Below are 16,737 nucleotides of genomic sequence, written 5' to 3'. Positions count from 1 at the left end.
TTTAAAGTGAAAACGAACGGCTCATTCGCAGAACAAGCGGCACAGGCCGGTGTTGCTCTCGATCAGCTTCACCAGGGCCACGCCCAGGATGCCGCAGCTGATCACCTCACCGATGCCCACCGTCAGGGCGTTCCAGGCCGCCAGCGCAGCGGTGCCGGTGACGCCGGGCAGAAAGAAGGTGAGCTCCAGCGCACCTACGATCACCGCGTTGCTCAGGATGGGCGGCACAGCGGCCGGGATGGCCAGACCGCCCACACGCAGGCGGCCCACCAGCCAGGTGAGCAGGCAGGCCAGCAGGGTGGCGGCGGTGCCGAACACCACATCCACCAGGGTGGAGCCCAGCAGGTTGGCCAAAAAGCATCCCAGGGTCACAGCCACGATGTACTCCGCGCCGAACACCGGCAACAGGCACAGCATCTCGGCCAGACGCACCTGAACGGCGCCGTAGCTGAAGGGGGCCAGCACCAGGCAGAGCACCACGTAAATAGCGGCCACCATAGCCGCGCGGACAAGACGTTTCGTATTCATGATTACACTCCGGCAGAAAGATTTTATCCGTTTGGCACTGCCAGGTCCAAACGGGTGGGCCCGGGCAAAACCCGGGCGAGCCTAAAATCCTAAGTTGCTCTTGCACCTTGCGGCGCATACCGGTATTATAACAAACTTTATCGTCAAAGTGCAACAAAAAGCTCCCGAAAGTTTTACAGTCACATGCCCCGTTTTATTTGACGGCGGCATGCGGGGGATTTATAATGGGGAAAGAGAGATACACTCGTGTTTAGATGAAGGAGGTCGCAGCATGGAACCGAAATTCAAGCAGGTCACCCGCAAGGATGTGGCCCGCCTGGCCGGAGTCAGCGAGACGGTGGTCTCTTACGTCATCAACAACAACCGCTATGTGGACAAGGAAAAGCGCCGCCGGGTGGAGGAAGCCGTGCGCCAGCTGAACTACCGGCCCAACAGCATCGCCCGGGCCCTGAAGGGCAAGAGCAGCAACCAGATCATCTTCATCGCGGACCAGATTGTCACCGAGCATTTCAGCCTGCTGGTGAACGAGCTGGACCAGTGCGCCTACGGGCTGGGCTATATGGTCTCGCTGTGTTCCAACCGGAACACCGAGCAGTTCGTGAACGAGATCATCGGCCGCCGTCCGGACGGCCTGCTCATCAGCTCGGTCAGTTTTCCCCAGGCCTTCATCCAGCGCTTTGTGGACGCCAACATCCCGGTGGTGCTGCTGGAAAACCGGGATTACTCCCAGGTAAAAGGAGCAGGCCGGATCGACAACGGCCTGTACGAGGGCGCGCGGGAGTGCGTGCAGTATCTGGGCGGTTTGGGCCGCAAGGATATTCTGTACATCGACCGCTACAGCGCCCGGGGGAATTTCAGCAATATGGACGATCTGCGCTACCGGGGCTTTGTGCACCAGATGCAGGAGAGCGGCTATTGCCCGGACCCTGTAAGCCGGATCATCACCGGCTGCGGCAGCCCGGAGCAGCTTGCCCAGCGGGTGCGGGAGTACCTGCGCAGCGGCCAGCCGGTAAACGCCATCTTCGGCCGGAATGACAAGGTGGCCTGCATCGCCATGCAGGCAGCCCAGGCCGAGGGCAGGCGCATCCCCCAGGACATCGCGGTCATCGGCTTTGACAATTCCAGCCTGGGCCAGTATGTGGCGCCTCCGCTCACCAGCATGGAGATCCCCCGGGCCGAGATCGCCCGCATCGCGGTGGATATGCTCAAGACCATGATCGAGCAGGGTCAGGTGCCCGAGCCGGTGCGGGTGTCCACCCGGTTGATCCGCCGGGCCAGCACCGCGGTGGAATAAGCATGCCCTGGCGGCCCGCGGCGGGCCTGCCATTGCATATAGGAAAACCTTCAACGCAAGAACACATAAGACAAGGAGAAGAGCCATGAAAGGAAATCTGCTGATCGTGCACGGCGGCGCACCCACCGCCGTGATCAATTCCTCGCTGTACGGCGCGGTGACCGAAGCCAAAAAGCACCCGGACCAGGTGGACAAGGTCTACGGCGCCATCGGCGGCAGCGGCGGCATGCTGCGGGAGCAGTTCTGCGAGCTGAGCGCCGTGCCCGAGGAGGAGCTGCGCCTGCTGCTGCAGACCCCCGCCTCCGCCATCGGCACCAGCCGGGACCCGCTGGAGGCCGAGGATTACGCCAACATGGCCCGCATCTGCAAAAAGCACGACATCAAATATGTGCTGTTCAACGGCGGCAACGGCAGCATGGACGCCTGCGGCAAGCTCTATAAGGCCTGCGTGGCCGAGGGCGTGGACGTGCGGGTGGTGGGCATCCCCAAGACCATCGACAACGACATCGCCGTCACCGACCACGCCCCGGGCTTCGGCTCCGCCGCCCGTTACATCGCGGCCATCACCAGCGAGGTGAGCCAGGATGTGCGCAGCCTGCCCATCCACGTGAGCGTGATCGAGGCCATGGGCCGCAATGCCGGATGGATCGCCGCCGCCAGCGCCCTGGCCCGCAGCGGCAACGGCGACGGCCCGGATATGATCTACCTGCCCGAGCGCCCCTTCAACGAGGAGGAGTTCCTGGAGCGGGTGCTCCAGCTGCACCGCAAAAAGGGCGGCGTGGTCATCGTGACCAGCGAGGGCCTGTGCAATCCGGACGGCTCCTCCATCGTGCCGCCCATCTTCAAGGTGGGCCGCTCGGTCTACTACGGCGATGTGAGCGCCCATCTGGCCAACCTGGTGATTCAGAAGCTGGGCATCAAAGCCCGCAGCGAAAAGCCGGGCATCTGCAACCGGTCCTCCATCGCCTTCCAATCCAGCGTGGACCGGGAGGAGGCGGTGATCGCCGGTGCCGAGGCCTGCCGCGCCGCCCTGAACGGGGAGAACGGTGTGATGGTGGGCTTCCGCCGTGTGCCCGGTCCGGTCTACAAGTCCGAGACCTTCCTGATCCCGGTGGAGCAGGTGATGCTGCACGAGCGCAAGATGCCGGATGAGTTCATCAGCGCCGACGGCCGGGACGTGACCCCCGCCTTCGTGGACTGGTGCCGCCCGCTGATCGGCGAGGAGCTGCGCCGTTTCGTCACCTTCAAGCCCCAGCTGTAAGCAAAGAATCGCATTCTTCGGCGGCCCTGCACCCGGCAATGGGGCAGCGGCCGCCGTGTCGTTTGGAAAGGAGAGAGCAGGCCATGCTGACCAACAACCTGGACCAGCTGCGCAAAGCTGCCCGGGAGGGCTACGCCATTCCCGCCATCAACACCCAGGGCGGCAACTACGATATTATCCGGGCCTGCTGCAAGGCGGCCCAGGAGCTGGGCAGCCCCATGATTCTGGCCCATTATCCGGGCACCGGGGCCTATTCCGGCCACGACTGGTTCGTGCGCACCGCCCAATGGTGCGCCGGGCAGGTGGAGGTGCCGGTGTCCATCCATCTGGACCACGGCGACAGCGCGGACCTCTGCGCCCAGGCGCTGGAGCTGGGCTTCACCAGCCTGATGATCGACGGCTCCCGCCTGCCGGTGGAAGAAAACGCGGCTCTCACCAATCAGGTGCTGGCCATGGCCCGGGACCGGGCGGTGCCGGTGGAGGCGGAGGTGGGCGAGCTGCTCCGGCTGGAAAACGGCGTGGCGCTGGAGAACAAAAACATCGCTCGCCCCGAGCAGGTGCGCCAGTTTCTGCAGCTGTGCCGGCCGGATACCCTGGCCATCGGCATCGGCAACGCCCACGGTTATTACAAGGGCAGGCCGGATATCCACCTGGAGGTGCTGGAGCAGGTGCGCACCTTTACCGATCTTCCGCTGGTGCTGCACGGCTGCACCGGCATGGAGGAGAGCTTGGTCAAACAGGCTATCCGGCTGGGCGTGGCCAAGATCAACTTCGGTACCGAGATCCGCTGGAAGTATCTGGAGCACTACCGGCGGGCAATGGACGAGCTGGACCACCAGGGCCATTCCTGGAAGGTGAGCCAGTACGCCAGCGACGCCCTGTGCGAGGATGTGAAGCGGATCATCCGCCTGGCAGGCTCGGAGGGAAAGGCCTGAACACAAAGAAAAACACCCCGGCGGCTGCCGGGGTGTTTTTTGTTGCTGTGATTGAAAATCAGCGGCGGGGGCGACCCTGATACACAATGGCAATGGTGTCCGGGCCGGTGTTGCTGGCCACCGCGGCGCCCAGCTTGAACACATGCAGGGGACCGTGGCCGAACTCCTTCTTGCACTGCTTGATCAGGTCATCCACCGCGGGGATGTCGGTGCAGGCGATCATGTACTCGAAGTCCTCGTCGATGTTGTCCACGCGGCTGCGCACGTACTTGATCAGCGCGCCGGGCACGGCGGCGTCGCCGCGCACCTTGGCCTCTACCTTGCTCTTGCCGTCGATCAGGCTGATGATGGGACGCAGGCCCAGCAGCTCGCCCGCGAAGGCGGCGGCAGCCGAAACACGGCCGCTCTTCTTCATCACCTTCAGGCTGAAGGCGGAGAGTACTACCTCGGCACGGGCAAAGCGCTCGTTGAGCATGTTCATCACATATTCCAGTTCGGCGCCGTTGCGCAGAAGGCGGGCAGCCTCGCAGACCGGCCAGCCGTAGATGAAGGAATAGGTGTGGCTGTCCACAATGTGCACCCGCAGCTCGTGGCCGGGACGCTCCTCGTTCAGCAGGTCCACACCCATCACGGCGGCGTCGTGAGTGGCGCTGCCGGTGGAGTTGATGCTCACATACAGCACGTCGGTGTAGCCCTCATCCAGATACTTGCAGAACTGGTCGCAGAACTGCATGGCGGTGATGTGGGCGGTGCTGGGCGTGCCCTTGGCCTCGCGCAGCATCTGGTAGTATTCATCAAAGGTGAAGTCCTTGCGCTCCACATAGCTCACGCCGTCCAGCGTGATGGTGAAGGGCAGGATGTCGATGCCGTACTTTTCCTGAAGTTCCACAGGAATGTCACAGGCAGAGTCGGTCAAAACGGCGATCTTACGCATGGTACTCCTCACTTCCATTCGTATTTGGTCAGTTGGCCCTGGCTCTCCAGGTCCGCAAAATCCCATTGGCGAAGCGCTTCGTATACCCCGACGGCCACCGAGTTGGAAAGATTCAGGCAGCGCACGCCCTTGCGCATGGGCATCCGCACACAGTGGTCCGGGTTTTCAAACAGCAGCCGCTCCGGCAGGCCGGCGTCCTCCCGCCCGAACACCAGATAGCTTCCGTCCGGGTAGGTCACGTCGGTGTGGCGGTGGCGGCCCTTGCTGGTGAAATAAAAGAAGGGGCCGCTGTTTTTGGCGAAAAAGTCCGCCAAATCATCATAATAAGTAATGTCCAGCAGGTGCCAGTAATCCAGCCCCGCCCGTTTCAGGTGCTTGTCCGTCACCTCGAAGCCCAGAGGGCGCACCAGATGCAGCCGGGCGCCGGTCACCGCGCAGGTGCGGGCGATGTTGCCGGTGTTCTCCGGAATCTGGGGTTCCACCAGAACGATGTTCAAAACAGGCATCTTCAGTTTCCTCCGCTCAGGCGGCCCAGCAGCGGCTCGAACCATACGCCGAAGGCCGGGTCCGCGGTGGGCGCTGTGTTGTTGATGGCCTCGGCCACAAAGTCGGCGGCAGCGTCAGCCGCGGCGGAAAGAGCGTTGCCGCGCAACAGGCAGCCCACCAGAACGGCGGCGAACAGATCGCCGGTGCCGGGGTAGCTGCGGTCGATGCGCAGGCGCTTGACCACAAAGCGGTCCCGTCCGCTGGAACCCGCGCAAGCCAGGTGCTTTGCCAGGGGCAGGCCGGTCACCACCGCCCGCTGCACATTGGCGCTCACCTCGTCCGCCAGAGCCTGGGCCTGCTCGGGGGTGAATTCCTCGGCGCAGTATTCCCGGCCCAGCAAGAAGCAGGCCTCGGTCAGGTTGGGCAGGATCAGGTCCGCCTGGCGGCACAGTTCGCGCATGCCGGGCAGCAGAGGCTGCATGCCGGTGTAAAAACGCCCGTGGTCGGCCAGAACCGGGTCCACCACCTTCAGCGCGCCGGGCCAGTAGGAAAAGGCCTTGAGCACCAGCTGCTGCTCGGCCTCGCTGGCCAGGTAGCCGGAATAGATGCAGTCGAACTCTACGCCCAGCTTGCGGTAGTGGTCCAGCGCGGCTTCGCCGTAGGCGGCCAGCGGCTGCACCACCGGCTTGCCCAAGCCGCCGGTGTGGGTGGAAAGCAGGGTGGTGGGCAGAAGAACGGGCTGGTGGCCCATTGTGGCCAGCACCGGTGCGGCAACGCTCAGGCTGCAGCGTCCCATGCCGGACAGATCATGAATGCACAAAATGGTTTTAGGTGCGTTATGCTTCAAAAACAGGTCACTCCTTTGAACAAGAGCCTTCGCCCGCAGTGGGGGCAAACGACTCTTAACTTATATAGTCTATCACAATTCCCGCCGCAAAGAAAGAGAGAATCCGTAAGAAAACCGTATAGGTCAGGAAAAGCGGGGCAGACTAAACCCTGTAACGCAAGCGCAGGCGCTTGCAGATTTTACCCAGGGAGGAGAACACAAAATGGAAAAGAAAACCATGATGGCAGCCGCGGGCCTGACCGCCGCGACCATGGCGGTGGCGGCCGGGGTGGCCGCCGGGACCAAGGGCAAGAACACCCGCAAGATGAAAAAGATGGCCAAGAAGGTGGCCCGCGGCGCCGAGCGCGCGGTGCTGGACCTGGACAAGATGGTCGGCCGGTATTATCATTGAAAAATCATGCCTCGTCTGTTTTTTCACAGCGGGGCATGATTTTTTTATAATTTTGTACTATACTAAACAGTATATTTCTTTTTTGCACCAGCAAGCGGGTGGGGCAGAACTCCCGCCCGGAGGAAGTGAGGGAAAGACCATGAACCAGACCGATACATTGATTTTGGAGGGCGGCGCGCTGCGGGGTGTATACACCTCGGGTGTGCTGGACGCGCTGATGGAGCTTGGGGTGCGCATCCCCAATGTGGTGGGCGTGAGCGCGGGCTCGCTGAACGCGCTGAGCTATCTGTCCCGCCAGCCGGGCCGCAGCCGGGACATCAACCTGAATTACGTGAACGACCCCCGCTACATGGGGCCGTCCCACCTGCTGAAGACCTTCAGCTACTTCAACTTTGATTTCTTGTTCGGGCAGCTCAGCCATGAGCTGGTGCCCTTCGATTACGAGACCTTTTTCCATTCGGACCAGAGCATGTGGGCGGTGGCCACTGACTGCCGCACCGGCAAGGCCATCTTCTACCACGATAAAGAGATGGGCGAGGAGTTCTTCAACGCCTGCCGGGCCAGCTGCAGCATGCCGCTGTTGTGCAGCATGATAAAGGTGGGTGAGGACGTCTGCCTGGACGGCGGCATCGCCAGCTGCATTCCTCTGCCGGAGGAGCTGCCCTTCCCGTCGGGCAAGCTGGTGGTGGTGCTCACCCGGCAGAAGGGCTTCCGCAAAAAGGGCCAGGGCCCGGCCATCGACCAGATGTACCGCCGCCGCTACAAAAATCACCCCCAGCTGATGGAGGCCTGCCTGCATCAGGCGGAGGACTACAACCGCCGGGTGCGCCGGATCGAGGCGCTGGAGCAGGAAGGCAAGGCCTTTGTGATCCGGCCCCAGACGCCGGTCACCGTGACCCGCACCGAGAAGGACGTGAACAAGCTGCGGGCGCTGTACCAGCAGGGCTTCGATGAGACCATGGCCCAGGCCGGGGCGCTGCTGGACTTTCTGGGCATCGAGGCCCCGGCCATGCCGCCGCTGGCAACGCGCACGCTGGATGCCTCCGGCAGCAGCAACCCGCTGGGTATGCCCCCGGCGGCCGCCCAGGCCGCTGCCGCCGCCCTGACCGCCGCCGATACATACCCGGACCCGGACTGCACCGCGCTAAGGGCAGCCCTGGCGGACCGGTATGAGGTGCTGACCAAGAGTGTGTTCGTGGCCTCGGGCGCAGACGAGGTGATCTGGCGGCTGGCCCGGGCGGTGCAGCCGAAGAAGGCGGTGATCCTGGAGCCCGCCTACGAGGAATACGGCCGTGCGCTGGAGAAGACCGGCTGCGAGCTGGTGCACCTAATGGCCGGCCCTGAGCAGGAATTTGTGCCCGCGGCCGGCGCGGTGGAGCAGGCCCTGGAAGGCGCGCAGATGTTGGTGCTGTGCAATCCGGGTAACCCCACCGGGGCGCTTTTGCCCCGCAGCAGTCTGATGAATCTGGTGAAGCTGTGCGCTGAGCGGGATGTGCTGTGCGTGGTGGACGAGAGCTTTATCGAGCTTGCCCGGGACGGGCAGGAGCACTCCCTCAAGCAGGATGCGGTGTACTGTCCGGGTCTTGTGGTGGTGGACAGCTTCTCCAAGGCCTGGGGCATGCCCGGCCTGCGGGTGGGCTACGCCATCTCGTCCCATGAGGAGCTGGTGTGGCAGATGGCCGCCGCCGGTCCCCGATTCGGAGTGAGCGGCCCGGCCCAGGCTGCGGCGCTGGCGGCGCTGCGCCAGCCGGAGCATCTGGAAAAGACCCGCGCTCTGCTGGAGACCGAGCGTCCCTGGCTGACCGAACAGCTGCGGCAGCTGGGCCTGACGGTGCTGGACAGCCGGGTGAACTTTGTGCTGGTGCAGGGCCCGGAGGGCTTTGCGGATACCCTGACGGCCGCGGGCCTGATGGTGCGCAGCTGCGCCACCTTCCACGGGCTGGACAGCAGCTGGTGCCGCCTGGCGGTGGGCACCCGGGCGGACAACGAGCGCCTGGTGGAAAAGCTGCGGCAGATCTGTACCCGGCAGCCGGAGACGGTGCCCGCACCGTAAACCGGGAAAAAACTTCCAGCTTGTTTTGGGCAAAAAACGCATTGATTCCCCCGGGGCAGCTATGCTATACTGAGCAATGCAACAGATGAGTGAAGAAAGCAGCCCCCGGCGGAAAGGAGCGCACCATGCTGACCCAGGAAGACATGCAGGCCCTTGCGGGTTTGATCAACACAGCCATCGCTGCCAGCGAGGAGCGGATGAAAGGCTATATGGAAGATTCCATCCATGCAGCCATCGCCGCCAGCGAAGAGCGGATGACGCAAAAAATCAATGAGGCTGTCACTGCCAGCGAGGAGCGGATGAAGAACCACATGAACGTGGTGGCGGAAAGCCAGATTATGCCCATGATCCGCCAGGTGGCGGACGGCGTGGTGCAGGCCAACGAGCGGCTGGACCGCCTGGAGAAAAAGGTGGACGATCTGGAAACCACGGTTGCGGCCCACGAGGTGTGGATCGTACACAAGGCGCAGAACGATTGAATACAAACGCAAAGGGAGCGCGGCGAAGGCTGCGTTCCCTTTTTGCAGGATGATAACAGAAAGCGCCCCGGGTATTCAGATACCCGGGGCGCTTCTTCTGGTTTAAAAACGGAGGGACAGGCAGCTCAGGCCGCCGTCGATCTTGCGGTATTCCGAGGTGTCGCACACGATGGTCTGGTAGCCCAGCTCCTGCACCGCCTTCAGCACGGTGGGGTAGCCTTCGGGAACCAGCACGGTGCCGTTTACCCAGATGCAGTTGGCCGCGTAAGCCTCCTCGGCGGGAATGGTCACCTTGTTGTAGCTGGCAAAGGCGGGCTTTTGGCAGAACTCACCGGCGGTGAGCATGTTGTTGTTTTCCAGGTAGACCACACCGGTTTTCAGGTGGAGCACCTCGGTGAGGGGAACCTCCACCACCTGACATCCGAACTGGCCCAGAATTTCGGTCAGCTGCTGGATGCCCGCCTCGTTGGTGCGGGCGGAGCGGCCCACATAGAAGGTGTCGCCGCACATCATCACGTCGCCGCCCTCCAGGGTGCCCGGGTCGGTGATGTGGAAGATCTTCTCCTTGGGGTAGAACTTTTCCAGCACCGGCTCGATGGCAGCGGTCTCGCCCTTGCGGGTGTCTGCGCCCGGGTTGGTTACGATGGCGCAGTATTTGGTCACAATGGCCGGGTCCTCCACGAAACAGCTGTCCGGATAGGCTTCATCCGGCGGCAGCACGGTCACGTCCACACCGCACTGCTTCAGCGCCTCGATGTAGGCTGCGTGCTGGGCCAGAGCCTTTTCATAGTCGGGGGTCCCCAGCTCGGGGTGATCGGTAATGCCGTTCACCATGGCTTTGCAGGGAGTCTTTACGATCACATGCTGAAACATTGCTTCTCACTCCTTGGGCCAGTTCTTTTTGCACTTTGCCTGCACGGTGACGGGCAGGCCGAACAGGTTGATGAATCCGGCGGAATCCTTCTGGTCGTAGATGCCGTCCTCGCCGAAGGTGGCCAGCTCCTCGCTGTACAGGCTGTAGGGGGAGGTGGTGCCCGCGGGGATGATGTTGCCCTTGTAGAGCTTCAGCTTCACATCGCCGGTCACGGTCTTCTGGGTCTCGGTGACAAAGGCGCTCAGGGCCTCGCGCAGCGGGGTGTACCACTGGCCGTCGTACACGATGTCGGCGAACTTCTGAGCCACCAGAGCCTTGTAGTGGGAGGTTGCCTTGTCCAGGCAGAGCATCTCCAGCTGCGCGTGGGCGAAGTAGAGGATCTCGCCGCCGGGGGTCTCGTATACGCCGCGGCTCTTCATGCCCACCAGACGGTTCTCCACGATGTCGATGATGCCGATGCCGTTTTCGCCGCCCAGCTTGTTCAGGGTGCGCACGATGTCGCTGCCCTTCATGGTCACGCCGTCCACCGCGGTGGGAATGCCCTTCTCAAAATGGATGGTCACATAGGTGGGGGTGTCCGGGGCCTGCTCCGGGCTCACGCCCAGCTCCAGGAAGCCGGGCTTCTGGTACTGGGGCTCCAGGCTGGGGTCCTCCAGATCCAGACCCTCGTGGCTCAGGTGCCAGAGGTTTTTGTCCTTGGAGTAGTTGGTCTCCCGGCTGATCTTCAGGGGTACATTGTGGGTCTCGGCGTAGTCGATTTCCTCCTCGCGGCTCTTGATGTCCCATTCTCTCCAGGGGGCGATGATGGGCATGTCGGGCGCAAAGGCCTTGATGCTCAGCTCAAAGCGGACCTGGTCGTTGCCCTTGCCGGTGCAGCCGTGGCAGATGGCGTCGCAGCCTTCCTTCTCGGCGATCTCCACCAGGTGCTTGGCGATGGGCGGGCGGGCGAAGCTGGTGCCCAGCAGATAGGTGCCCTCGTACTTGGCCCCGGCCTGCAGGGTGGGGAAGACGTAGTCGTCGATGAACTCGTCGGTCAGGTCCAGCACATACAGCTTGGAAGCGCCGGTCTTGATGGCCTTTTCCTCCAGGCCGTCCAGCTCGGTGCCCTGGCCCACGTCAGCGGAGGCGGCGATGACCTCGCAGCCGTAGTTTTCCTTCAGCCAGGGAATGATGATGGAGGTGTCCAGACCGCCGGAGTAGGCCAGCAGAACCTTGTTGTACTGAGTTTTCATGAGAATGACTTCCTTTCAGACAACCCGCAGCGGGGCCGGTTGTTTTTGATTTTGTTTGATTTTGCTTGTATGAAATTCAAAGCACCTTGGACAGGAACGAACAAAGACGCTCGTTTTTGGGGTGTTCAAAAAATTCGGCAGGCGGGTTTTGCTCCAGCACCTGGCCGCCGTCCATAAAGAGGACCCGGGTGGCCACCTCACGGGCAAAGCCCATCTCGTGGGTCACGATCACCATGGTCATGCCCTGGTCGGCCAGGTCCTTCATCACACCCAGAACCTCGCCCACCATTTCCGGGTCCAGTGCGCTGGTGGGTTCGTCGAAGAGCAGCACCTCCGGGTCCATGGCCAGCGCCCGCACAATGGCGATGCGCTGCTTCTGGCCGCCGGAAAGCTTGCTGGGGTAGGTGTCGATCTTGTCGTATAATCCGATGCGCTTCAAAAGCTCCTCGGCCTTGGCGTTGGCCTCGTCCTTGGTTTGCAGCTTCAGCTGCACCGGCGCCAGGGTGATGTTTTCCCGCACGGTCAGGTGGGGGAAGAGGTTGAAGTGCTGGAACACCATGCCCATGTGCTGGCGCACCTGGTTGATGTCGGTGCCGGGGGCGGTGATGTCCTGCCCCTTGAAGAAGATCTGCCCGCTTGTGGGGGTCTCCAGCAGATTCAGACAGCGCAGAAAGGTGGATTTGCCCGAGCCGGAAGGTCCGATGATGGCGATTTTTTCGCCGGGGGAGATGGTCTCGGTGATGCCCTTGAGCACCTGAACTCCGCCGAAGTCTTTGGTCAGGTTGTTAACCGCGATCACTTTGCGCCAGCCTCCTTTCCACCTGCTTTTGAATCTGGGTGATGCCGATGACGAACACCAGGTAAATGATGGCCGCCAGATACAGCGGAACGCTGTTGAAGGTGATGCCGCGGATGCCGTCCGAGGCTTTGGTCAGGTCGCGCACCGCGATGTAACCGGCAACGCTGGTTTCCTTTAACAGAGCGATGAACTCGTTGAACAGGGCGGGAAGAATGTTCTTCACGGCCTGGGGCAGCACGATCTTGCGCATGGTCACCCCGTAGCCAAGGCCCAGGCTTCGCCCGGCCTCCATCTGGCCCGGGTCCACCGAGGCGATGCCGCTTCGGGCCACCTCGGCCAGGTAGGCGCCGGAGTTGATGCCGAAGCCCACGATGCAGACGATGATGCCCTCGCTGCTGGCCAGGATCACGGTGTAAAGGATCAGCAGCTGCACGATCACGGGCGTGCCGCGGATCACGGTGGTATACAGCCCGCACACCCAGCCGCCCAGCTTTTGCAGGAAGTTTTTCCGGGGTGCGCAGGTGATGCGCACCAGCGCCACCACAAGGCCGATCAGGATGCCGATGAGCAGAGCGCAGGCGGTGATGAGCAGGGTGTTGCCCAGGCCCTCCAGATACACCTGCCACCGGTTTTGATAGATAACGGCCATGTAAAGGTCGTTCAAAAGCTTTTCCATACTAAAACCTCACTGTGGAACGCGGGGCCCGGCTTGGGGCCCCGCCGCTCCGGGTTTATCAGCCCTCGCTGGAAAGAGCGGTGTGCTCTTCCAGCAGCTTGTCGATGGTGCCGTTTTCAATGTTCTTCTCGATGACCTGGTTCACGAACTCCACCAGATCCTCCTGGCCCTTGGCGATGGCCAGCGCGTAGTTCTCTTCGGTGACCATCTCGTCCAGAACCTTCAGCTCGCCCTCGTAGTTCTTCACGATGGTGTTGGCGGCCACGCTGTCGATCACAGCGGCGTCAGCCTTGCCTGCGGCCAGGGCAGCGGCACATTCCACCGCGTTCTTGAACTGCAGGGGAGAAGAGATGCCCAGAGTCTGCTGTACATAGATGTCGCCGGTGGTGTTGGCCTGCACGGTCACGGTGTAGTCGCCGTCCTTCAGCTCCTCGGCGCTGGTGATGGTGCTGTCAGCGGGCAGCAGCAACACCTGACCGGCGGTGGCGTAGGTAACGGTGAAGTCCACCTGCTGGGCACGTTCGTCGGTTACGGTCATGCCCGCGCCGATCATGTCGCCCTTGCCGCTCTTCAGTGCCTCGATCAGCAGGCCGAAGTCCATGTCCAGAACCTCGTAGTCCACGCCCAGCTCATCGGCCACCAGCTTGCCCACCTCGATGTCCACACCGGCAGGCTGACCATCCGCGCCCAGATACTCAAAGGGCGGGAAGCCGGTGGCGGTCATCAGGGTGAAGGTGCCCTTCTCCTTGATGGCGTCCAGGGTGGGCGTTGCGCCGTCGGTGCTGGTGGAAGAACCGGTGCTTTCCGTCGCGGAAGAAGCGGTGGACGAAGCGCCGCCGCAGGCGGTCAGGCCCAGGGTAAGAATGGATGCCAATGCGAATGCGATCAACTTTTTCATACTGTGTTTCCTCCTTGATGAAGCGGCCCCCTCAAAGCCGCTGTTCTGGTTGCGATGGACTCATTATAGCTGAATAAATATACAATGTCAATGAATTTTTATAAGACTGTATACTTTGACAAAGCAGCGCGGCAAAAGAGGAAAACGATGTGCGATTTGATGAATAAAATGCATATAGTCTAAAAAATAACGGGATTTACGGCATATTTATTCTTATTTTGTGGGAATTTATTAATTAAAGATGAATCTAAAATGAAGGCTTTCTGTATAAGTAAAAGTGAAAAATAAGCTGAGGAAAGTCCTATTTGAATATATATTTGAAAAATATGCATGAATATGAGCCTGAATTTATGCGGCGGGCGGCAGCAGGGCAAAGAAAAAGGCGGTCGGGAGCATCAGCTCCCGACCGCCTTTTGGGTCGAAGGGATGAAAAGGTTATTTCTTGCCGTCTTCCTTGTTCTGCTTGGCCGCTTCGCAGCGGGCGGCGCAGCTGGAGCAATCCCCGCTGCACTCGCCGCCGAAGCCGCCGTTTTTGCAGATGAACACCAGAGCGGCCACAAAGCAGACCACGACGATCAAAAGCACCAGAATGGTGGGCAGATTCATGAGTAAAACCTCCGGATCAGAGCCGGGCAAAACGCCCGGCCGGTAAAATGGAATCAGCTTACAGTCCGAACAGCATTCCAACGCAGCGCACCGCGAAGGCGACCAGCCAGGCGATGCCGCACTGGGCCACCACCACGGTGAGCGCGCCCTTGACGCCGCCCATCTCCCGCTTCACGGCGGCGATGGCTGCCACACAGGGGGTGTAGAGCAGGGTGAAGATCAGGAACACGAAGGCGGTGAAGGGGGTGAACAGGCCGCCCAGCGCCTGGGGCAGGGTGTTCAGGCTGGAGCCGGTGAGCACCGCCAGGGTGGAGACCACCGCTTCCTTGGCGGTGAAGCCGGTGATGAGCGCGGTGGATACCCGCCAGTCGCCGAAGCCCAGGGGCGCGAACAGAGGAGCGATCAGACCGCCCAGCATGGCCAGCAGGCTGGCGGAGGAATCGGTCACCACATTCAGCCGGGCGTCGAAGGTCTGCAAAAACCAGATGATGATGGAGGCTACAAAGATCACGGTGAAGGCCTTGGTCAAAAAGTCCTTGGCCTTTTCCCACATCAGCCGCAGCACGCTGGCGGCGCTGGGCAGGCGGTAGTTGGGCAGCTCCATCACGAAGGGAACGGGCTCGCCCTTGAAGGCGGTGCCCTTGAGCAGCAGACCGAACAGGATGCCCACCAGAATGCCGGTCAGGTACAGGCCGATCATCACCAGCGCCTGATATTTGGGGAAGAAGGCGGCGGTGAACATGGCGTAGATGGGCAGCTTGGCCGAGCAGCTCATGAAGGGGGTGAGCAGGATGGTCATCTTCCGGTCCCGCTCACTGGACAAAGTGCGGGTGGCCATGATGGCGGGCACGCTGCAGCCGAAGCCGATGAGCATGGGCACAAAGCTGCGGCCGGAAAGGCCGATCTTGCGCAGCAGCTTGTCCATCACAAAGGCCACGCGGGCCATGTAGCCGGAGTCCTCCAGAATGGAGAGGAAGAAGAACAGCACCACGATGATGGGCAGGAAGGTGAGCACGCTGCCCACACCGGCGAAGATGCCGTCGATCACCAGGCTCTGCACCACCGGGTTGATGCCGTAATTGGTCAGGGCGGTGTCCACCAGGGCGGTGAGCGCGTCCAGTCCCATGCCCAGCAGGTCGCTCAGCCCCTGGCCGATCAGGCCGAAGGTGAGCCAGAACACCAGGCCCATGATGCCCAGAAAGATGGGAATCGCCAGGAAACGGTGAGTGAGCAGGCTGTCGATCTTCACGCTACGGGCGTGCTCCCGGCTCTCGCCCTTCTTGATCACGGTATGCTCGCACAGCACGCCGATGAAGGCGTAGCGCATATCCGCCAGGGCAGCCTCCCGGTCGGTGGAAAGGTCGGCTTCCATCTCGGTGATGGCGTGCTCCAGAAGATCCTTCTCATTGTCGGAAAGATGCAGCCGCTCCAGCATGGGGCCGTCGCCCTCCACCAGCTTGGTGGCGGCGAAGCGCAGGGGAACCCGGGCCCGCTGGGCGTGGTCCTCGATCAGATGGCAGATGGCGTGGATGCACCGGTGCATGGCCCCGGCGCAGAAGTCTACACGGGCGGGCTTTTCCTGGTTCAGGGCCACCTGCATGGCGTGCTGGATCAGCTCGTCGATGCCCTCGTTCTTGGCGGCGCTGATGGGCACCACCGGGATGCCCAGCTCTTCCTCCAGCTGGTTCACCAGCACGGTGTTGCCGTTGGCCCGCATCTCGTCCATCATGTTCAGAGCCAGCACCATGGGGATGCCCAGCTCGATCAGCTGCATGGTCAGATACAGGTTGCGCTCGATGTTGGTGGCATCCACAATGTTGATAATGCCCTGGGGCCGCTCGTTGATGAGGAAATCCCGGGTCACGATCTCCTCATTGGAATAGGGCGACAGGGAATAGATGCCCGGCAGGTCCACCACAGTGGCCTCCGGGTGCTTGCGGATCTGGCCGTCCTTGCGGTCCACGGTCACGCCGGGGAAGTTGCCCACGTGCTGGTTGGAGCCGGTGAGCTGGTTGAACAGGGTGGTCTTGCCGCAGTTCTGGTTGCCCGCCAACGCAAAGGTGATGGGCGTGCCCGCGGGCAGGGCGTTCGCGGTGCGGCCCCGCTTGGCGGCAGACTCGCCCAGGCCCGGGTGGGCGATGGGCTCCACGGCGCGCAGGTCGTGCTGGTGATGATGCTCGGCCTCCACCTCCTCGGGGGTGCGGGTGTGCACGCCCCCGATGGCGATGCTCTTCGCGTCCTCCAGGCGCAGGGTCAGCTCGTAGCCCCGCAGCTCCAGCTCAATGGGGTCGCCCATGGGAGCGACCTTGCGCAGCGTTACCTGGGTGCGGGGGGTAAGGCCCATATCCAGAAAATGGCGGCGCAGTGCGCCGGAGCCGTTCACCGCCGTGATGGTGGCGGTTTTGCCAATCGGCAGTTGATCAAGTGTCATTGCGTAAACCCCT

Annotated in this window: 17 protein-coding genes and 1 riboswitch; of the genes, 6 read left to right on the top strand and 11 right to left on the bottom strand. The window is 62.1% G+C overall.

What is annotated here, in order from left to right:
- Positions 1-21 precede the first annotated feature (21 nt).
- On the bottom strand, positions 22-528 hold the full coding sequence (locus B5G03_RS10635; RefSeq protein ID WP_087181683.1) for a QueT transporter family protein: 507 nt from the start codon (positions 526-528) through the stop codon (positions 22-24).
- Positions 529-535: 7 nt separating this feature from the next.
- Positions 536-628, bottom strand: a riboswitch (PreQ1-III riboswitch).
- Positions 629-799: 171 nt separating this feature from the next.
- On the opposite strand from B5G03_RS10635, the gene B5G03_RS10630 reads away from it, so the two are divergent.
- The 3 genes from B5G03_RS10630 (at position 800) to B5G03_RS10620 (ending at position 4,018) form a co-directional block, all read left to right on the top strand.
- Entirely contained in the window at positions 800-1,822 is a 1,023-nt protein-coding gene (locus B5G03_RS10630) for a LacI family DNA-binding transcriptional regulator (RefSeq protein ID WP_087181682.1), read from the top strand.
- Positions 1,823-1,907: 85 nt separating this feature from the next.
- Positions 1,908-3,083: a diphosphate--fructose-6-phosphate 1-phosphotransferase gene (locus tag B5G03_RS10625; protein WP_087181681.1), complete on the top strand. Its 1,176-nt coding sequence runs from the start codon at positions 1,908-1,910 to the stop codon at positions 3,081-3,083.
- A gap of 83 nt (positions 3,084-3,166) precedes the next feature.
- Complete coding sequence (locus B5G03_RS10620) at positions 3,167-4,018, top strand: class II fructose-bisphosphate aldolase (RefSeq protein WP_087181680.1); 852 nt, start codon at positions 3,167-3,169, stop codon at positions 4,016-4,018.
- A gap of 58 nt (positions 4,019-4,076) precedes the next feature.
- Here B5G03_RS10620 and B5G03_RS10615 read toward each other — a convergent pair whose 3' ends face one another.
- Genes B5G03_RS10615 through B5G03_RS10605 form a run of 3 tightly spaced genes read right to left on the bottom strand, consistent with a single transcriptional unit; the run spans position 4,077 to position 6,285 of the window.
- Complete coding sequence (locus B5G03_RS10615; RefSeq protein WP_242962410.1) at positions 4,077-4,952, bottom strand: DegV family protein; 876 nt, start codon at positions 4,950-4,952, stop codon at positions 4,077-4,079.
- A gap of 8 nt (positions 4,953-4,960) precedes the next feature.
- Positions 4,961-5,458, bottom strand: a complete 498-nt coding sequence (locus B5G03_RS10610; RefSeq protein ID WP_087181678.1) for a tRNA (cytidine(34)-2'-O)-methyltransferase — start codon at positions 5,456-5,458, stop codon at positions 4,961-4,963.
- 2 nt (positions 5,459-5,460) lie between these two features.
- A complete protein-coding gene (locus tag B5G03_RS10605) occupies positions 5,461-6,285 on the bottom strand; it encodes a bifunctional hydroxymethylpyrimidine kinase/phosphomethylpyrimidine kinase (RefSeq protein ID WP_242962408.1) in 825 nt (274 codons plus the stop codon).
- 202 nt (positions 6,286-6,487) lie between these two features.
- Here B5G03_RS10605 and B5G03_RS10600 point away from each other — a divergent pair, with 202 nt between their 5' ends.
- From B5G03_RS10600 to B5G03_RS10590, 3 genes are all read left to right on the top strand, one after another.
- On the top strand, positions 6,488-6,676 hold the full coding sequence (locus tag B5G03_RS10600) for a hypothetical protein (protein WP_087181677.1): 189 nt from the start codon (positions 6,488-6,490) through the stop codon (positions 6,674-6,676).
- 139 nt (positions 6,677-6,815) lie between these two features.
- Positions 6,816-8,729 carry an aminotransferase class I/II-fold pyridoxal phosphate-dependent enzyme gene (locus B5G03_RS10595; protein WP_087181676.1) on the top strand — a complete coding sequence of 638 codons (1,914 nt, stop codon included), beginning with the start codon at positions 6,816-6,818 and terminating at the stop codon, positions 8,727-8,729.
- A gap of 125 nt (positions 8,730-8,854) precedes the next feature.
- Entirely contained in the window at positions 8,855-9,208 is a 354-nt protein-coding gene (locus B5G03_RS10590; protein ID WP_087181675.1) for a hypothetical protein, read from the top strand.
- Positions 9,209-9,310: 102 nt separating this feature from the next.
- Here the strand turns inward: B5G03_RS10590 and B5G03_RS10585 are convergent, their stop codons facing one another.
- The 7 genes from B5G03_RS10585 to feoB all read right to left on the bottom strand — a co-directional run bounded on the left by B5G03_RS10585 (position 9,311) and on the right by feoB (position 16,724).
- Entirely contained in the window at positions 9,311-10,081 is a 771-nt protein-coding gene (locus B5G03_RS10585; RefSeq protein WP_087181674.1) for a dimethylarginine dimethylaminohydrolase family protein, read from the bottom strand.
- A 6-nt stretch (positions 10,082-10,087) separates the two neighbouring features.
- The gene (locus B5G03_RS10580) at positions 10,088-11,314 is read right to left on the bottom strand and encodes an argininosuccinate synthase (protein WP_087181673.1); all 1,227 of its coding nucleotides are present in this window, start codon (positions 11,312-11,314) and stop codon (positions 10,088-10,090) included.
- A 76-nt stretch (positions 11,315-11,390) separates the two neighbouring features.
- Positions 11,391-12,113, bottom strand: coding sequence for an amino acid ABC transporter ATP-binding protein (locus tag B5G03_RS10575; RefSeq protein ID WP_087181672.1), 723 nt, complete (start codon positions 12,111-12,113; stop codon positions 11,391-11,393).
- Positions 12,100-12,789, bottom strand: coding sequence for an amino acid ABC transporter permease (locus B5G03_RS10570; RefSeq protein ID WP_087181671.1), 690 nt, complete (start codon positions 12,787-12,789; stop codon positions 12,100-12,102). Before B5G03_RS10570 ends, B5G03_RS10575 begins: the two co-directional genes overlap by 14 nt.
- A gap of 58 nt (positions 12,790-12,847) precedes the next feature.
- A complete protein-coding gene (locus B5G03_RS10565) occupies positions 12,848-13,687 on the bottom strand; it encodes an ABC transporter substrate-binding protein (RefSeq protein WP_087181670.1) in 840 nt (279 codons plus the stop codon).
- A 435-nt stretch (positions 13,688-14,122) separates the two neighbouring features.
- Positions 14,123-14,293 (bottom strand): FeoB-associated Cys-rich membrane protein, encoded by a 171-nt coding sequence (locus B5G03_RS17085; RefSeq protein ID WP_140401678.1) that lies wholly within the window; start codon positions 14,291-14,293, stop codon positions 14,123-14,125.
- A gap of 58 nt (positions 14,294-14,351) precedes the next feature.
- Positions 14,352-16,724: a ferrous iron transport protein B gene (feoB, locus tag B5G03_RS10560; RefSeq protein ID WP_087181669.1), complete on the bottom strand. Its 2,373-nt coding sequence runs from the start codon at positions 16,722-16,724 to the stop codon at positions 14,352-14,354.
- Positions 16,725-16,737 lie beyond the last annotated feature (13 nt).

Origin of the sequence: Gemmiger sp. An50, from assembly GCF_002161595.1 — a bacterium.
Lineage (GTDB): Bacteria > Bacillota > Clostridia > Oscillospirales > Ruminococcaceae > Allofournierella.
This window is presented reverse-complemented; position numbering and strand designations above follow the sequence as displayed.

Excerpts from the sequence above, each read along its gene's own strand:
- B5G03_RS10580 (WP_087181673.1), bottom strand. The coding sequence starts at position 11,314 with ATGAAAACTCAGTACAACAAGGTTCTGCTGGCCTACTCCGGCGGTCTG.
- B5G03_RS10590 (WP_087181675.1), top strand. The coding sequence starts at position 8,855 with ATGCTGACCCAGGAAGACATGCAGGCCCTTGCGGGTTTGATCAACACA.
- feoB (WP_087181669.1), bottom strand. The coding sequence starts at position 16,724 with ATGACACTTGATCAACTGCCGATTGGCAAAACCGCCACCATCACGGCG.
- B5G03_RS10630 (WP_087181682.1), top strand. The coding sequence starts at position 800 with ATGGAACCGAAATTCAAGCAGGTCACCCGCAAGGATGTGGCCCGCCTG.
- B5G03_RS10595 (WP_087181676.1), top strand. The coding sequence starts at position 6,816 with ATGAACCAGACCGATACATTGATTTTGGAGGGCGGCGCGCTGCGGGGT.
- B5G03_RS10565 (WP_087181670.1), bottom strand. The coding sequence starts at position 13,687 with ATGAAAAAGTTGATCGCATTCGCATTGGCATCCATTCTTACCCTGGGC.
- B5G03_RS10615 (WP_242962410.1), bottom strand. The coding sequence starts at position 4,952 with ATGCGTAAGATCGCCGTTTTGACCGACTCTGCCTGTGACATTCCTGTG.
- B5G03_RS10600 (WP_087181677.1), top strand. The coding sequence starts at position 6,488 with ATGGAAAAGAAAACCATGATGGCAGCCGCGGGCCTGACCGCCGCGACC.
- B5G03_RS10610 (WP_087181678.1), bottom strand. The coding sequence starts at position 5,458 with ATGCCTGTTTTGAACATCGTTCTGGTGGAACCCCAGATTCCGGAGAAC.
- B5G03_RS10620 (WP_087181680.1), top strand. The coding sequence starts at position 3,167 with ATGCTGACCAACAACCTGGACCAGCTGCGCAAAGCTGCCCGGGAGGGC.
- B5G03_RS10570 (WP_087181671.1), bottom strand. The coding sequence starts at position 12,789 with ATGGAAAAGCTTTTGAACGACCTTTACATGGCCGTTATCTATCAAAAC.
- B5G03_RS10635 (WP_087181683.1), bottom strand. The coding sequence starts at position 528 with ATGAATACGAAACGTCTTGTCCGCGCGGCTATGGTGGCCGCTATTTAC.
- B5G03_RS10585 (WP_087181674.1), bottom strand. The coding sequence starts at position 10,081 with ATGTTTCAGCATGTGATCGTAAAGACTCCCTGCAAAGCCATGGTGAAC.
- B5G03_RS10625 (WP_087181681.1), top strand. The coding sequence starts at position 1,908 with ATGAAAGGAAATCTGCTGATCGTGCACGGCGGCGCACCCACCGCCGTG.
- B5G03_RS17085 (WP_140401678.1), bottom strand. The coding sequence starts at position 14,293 with ATGAATCTGCCCACCATTCTGGTGCTTTTGATCGTCGTGGTCTGCTTT.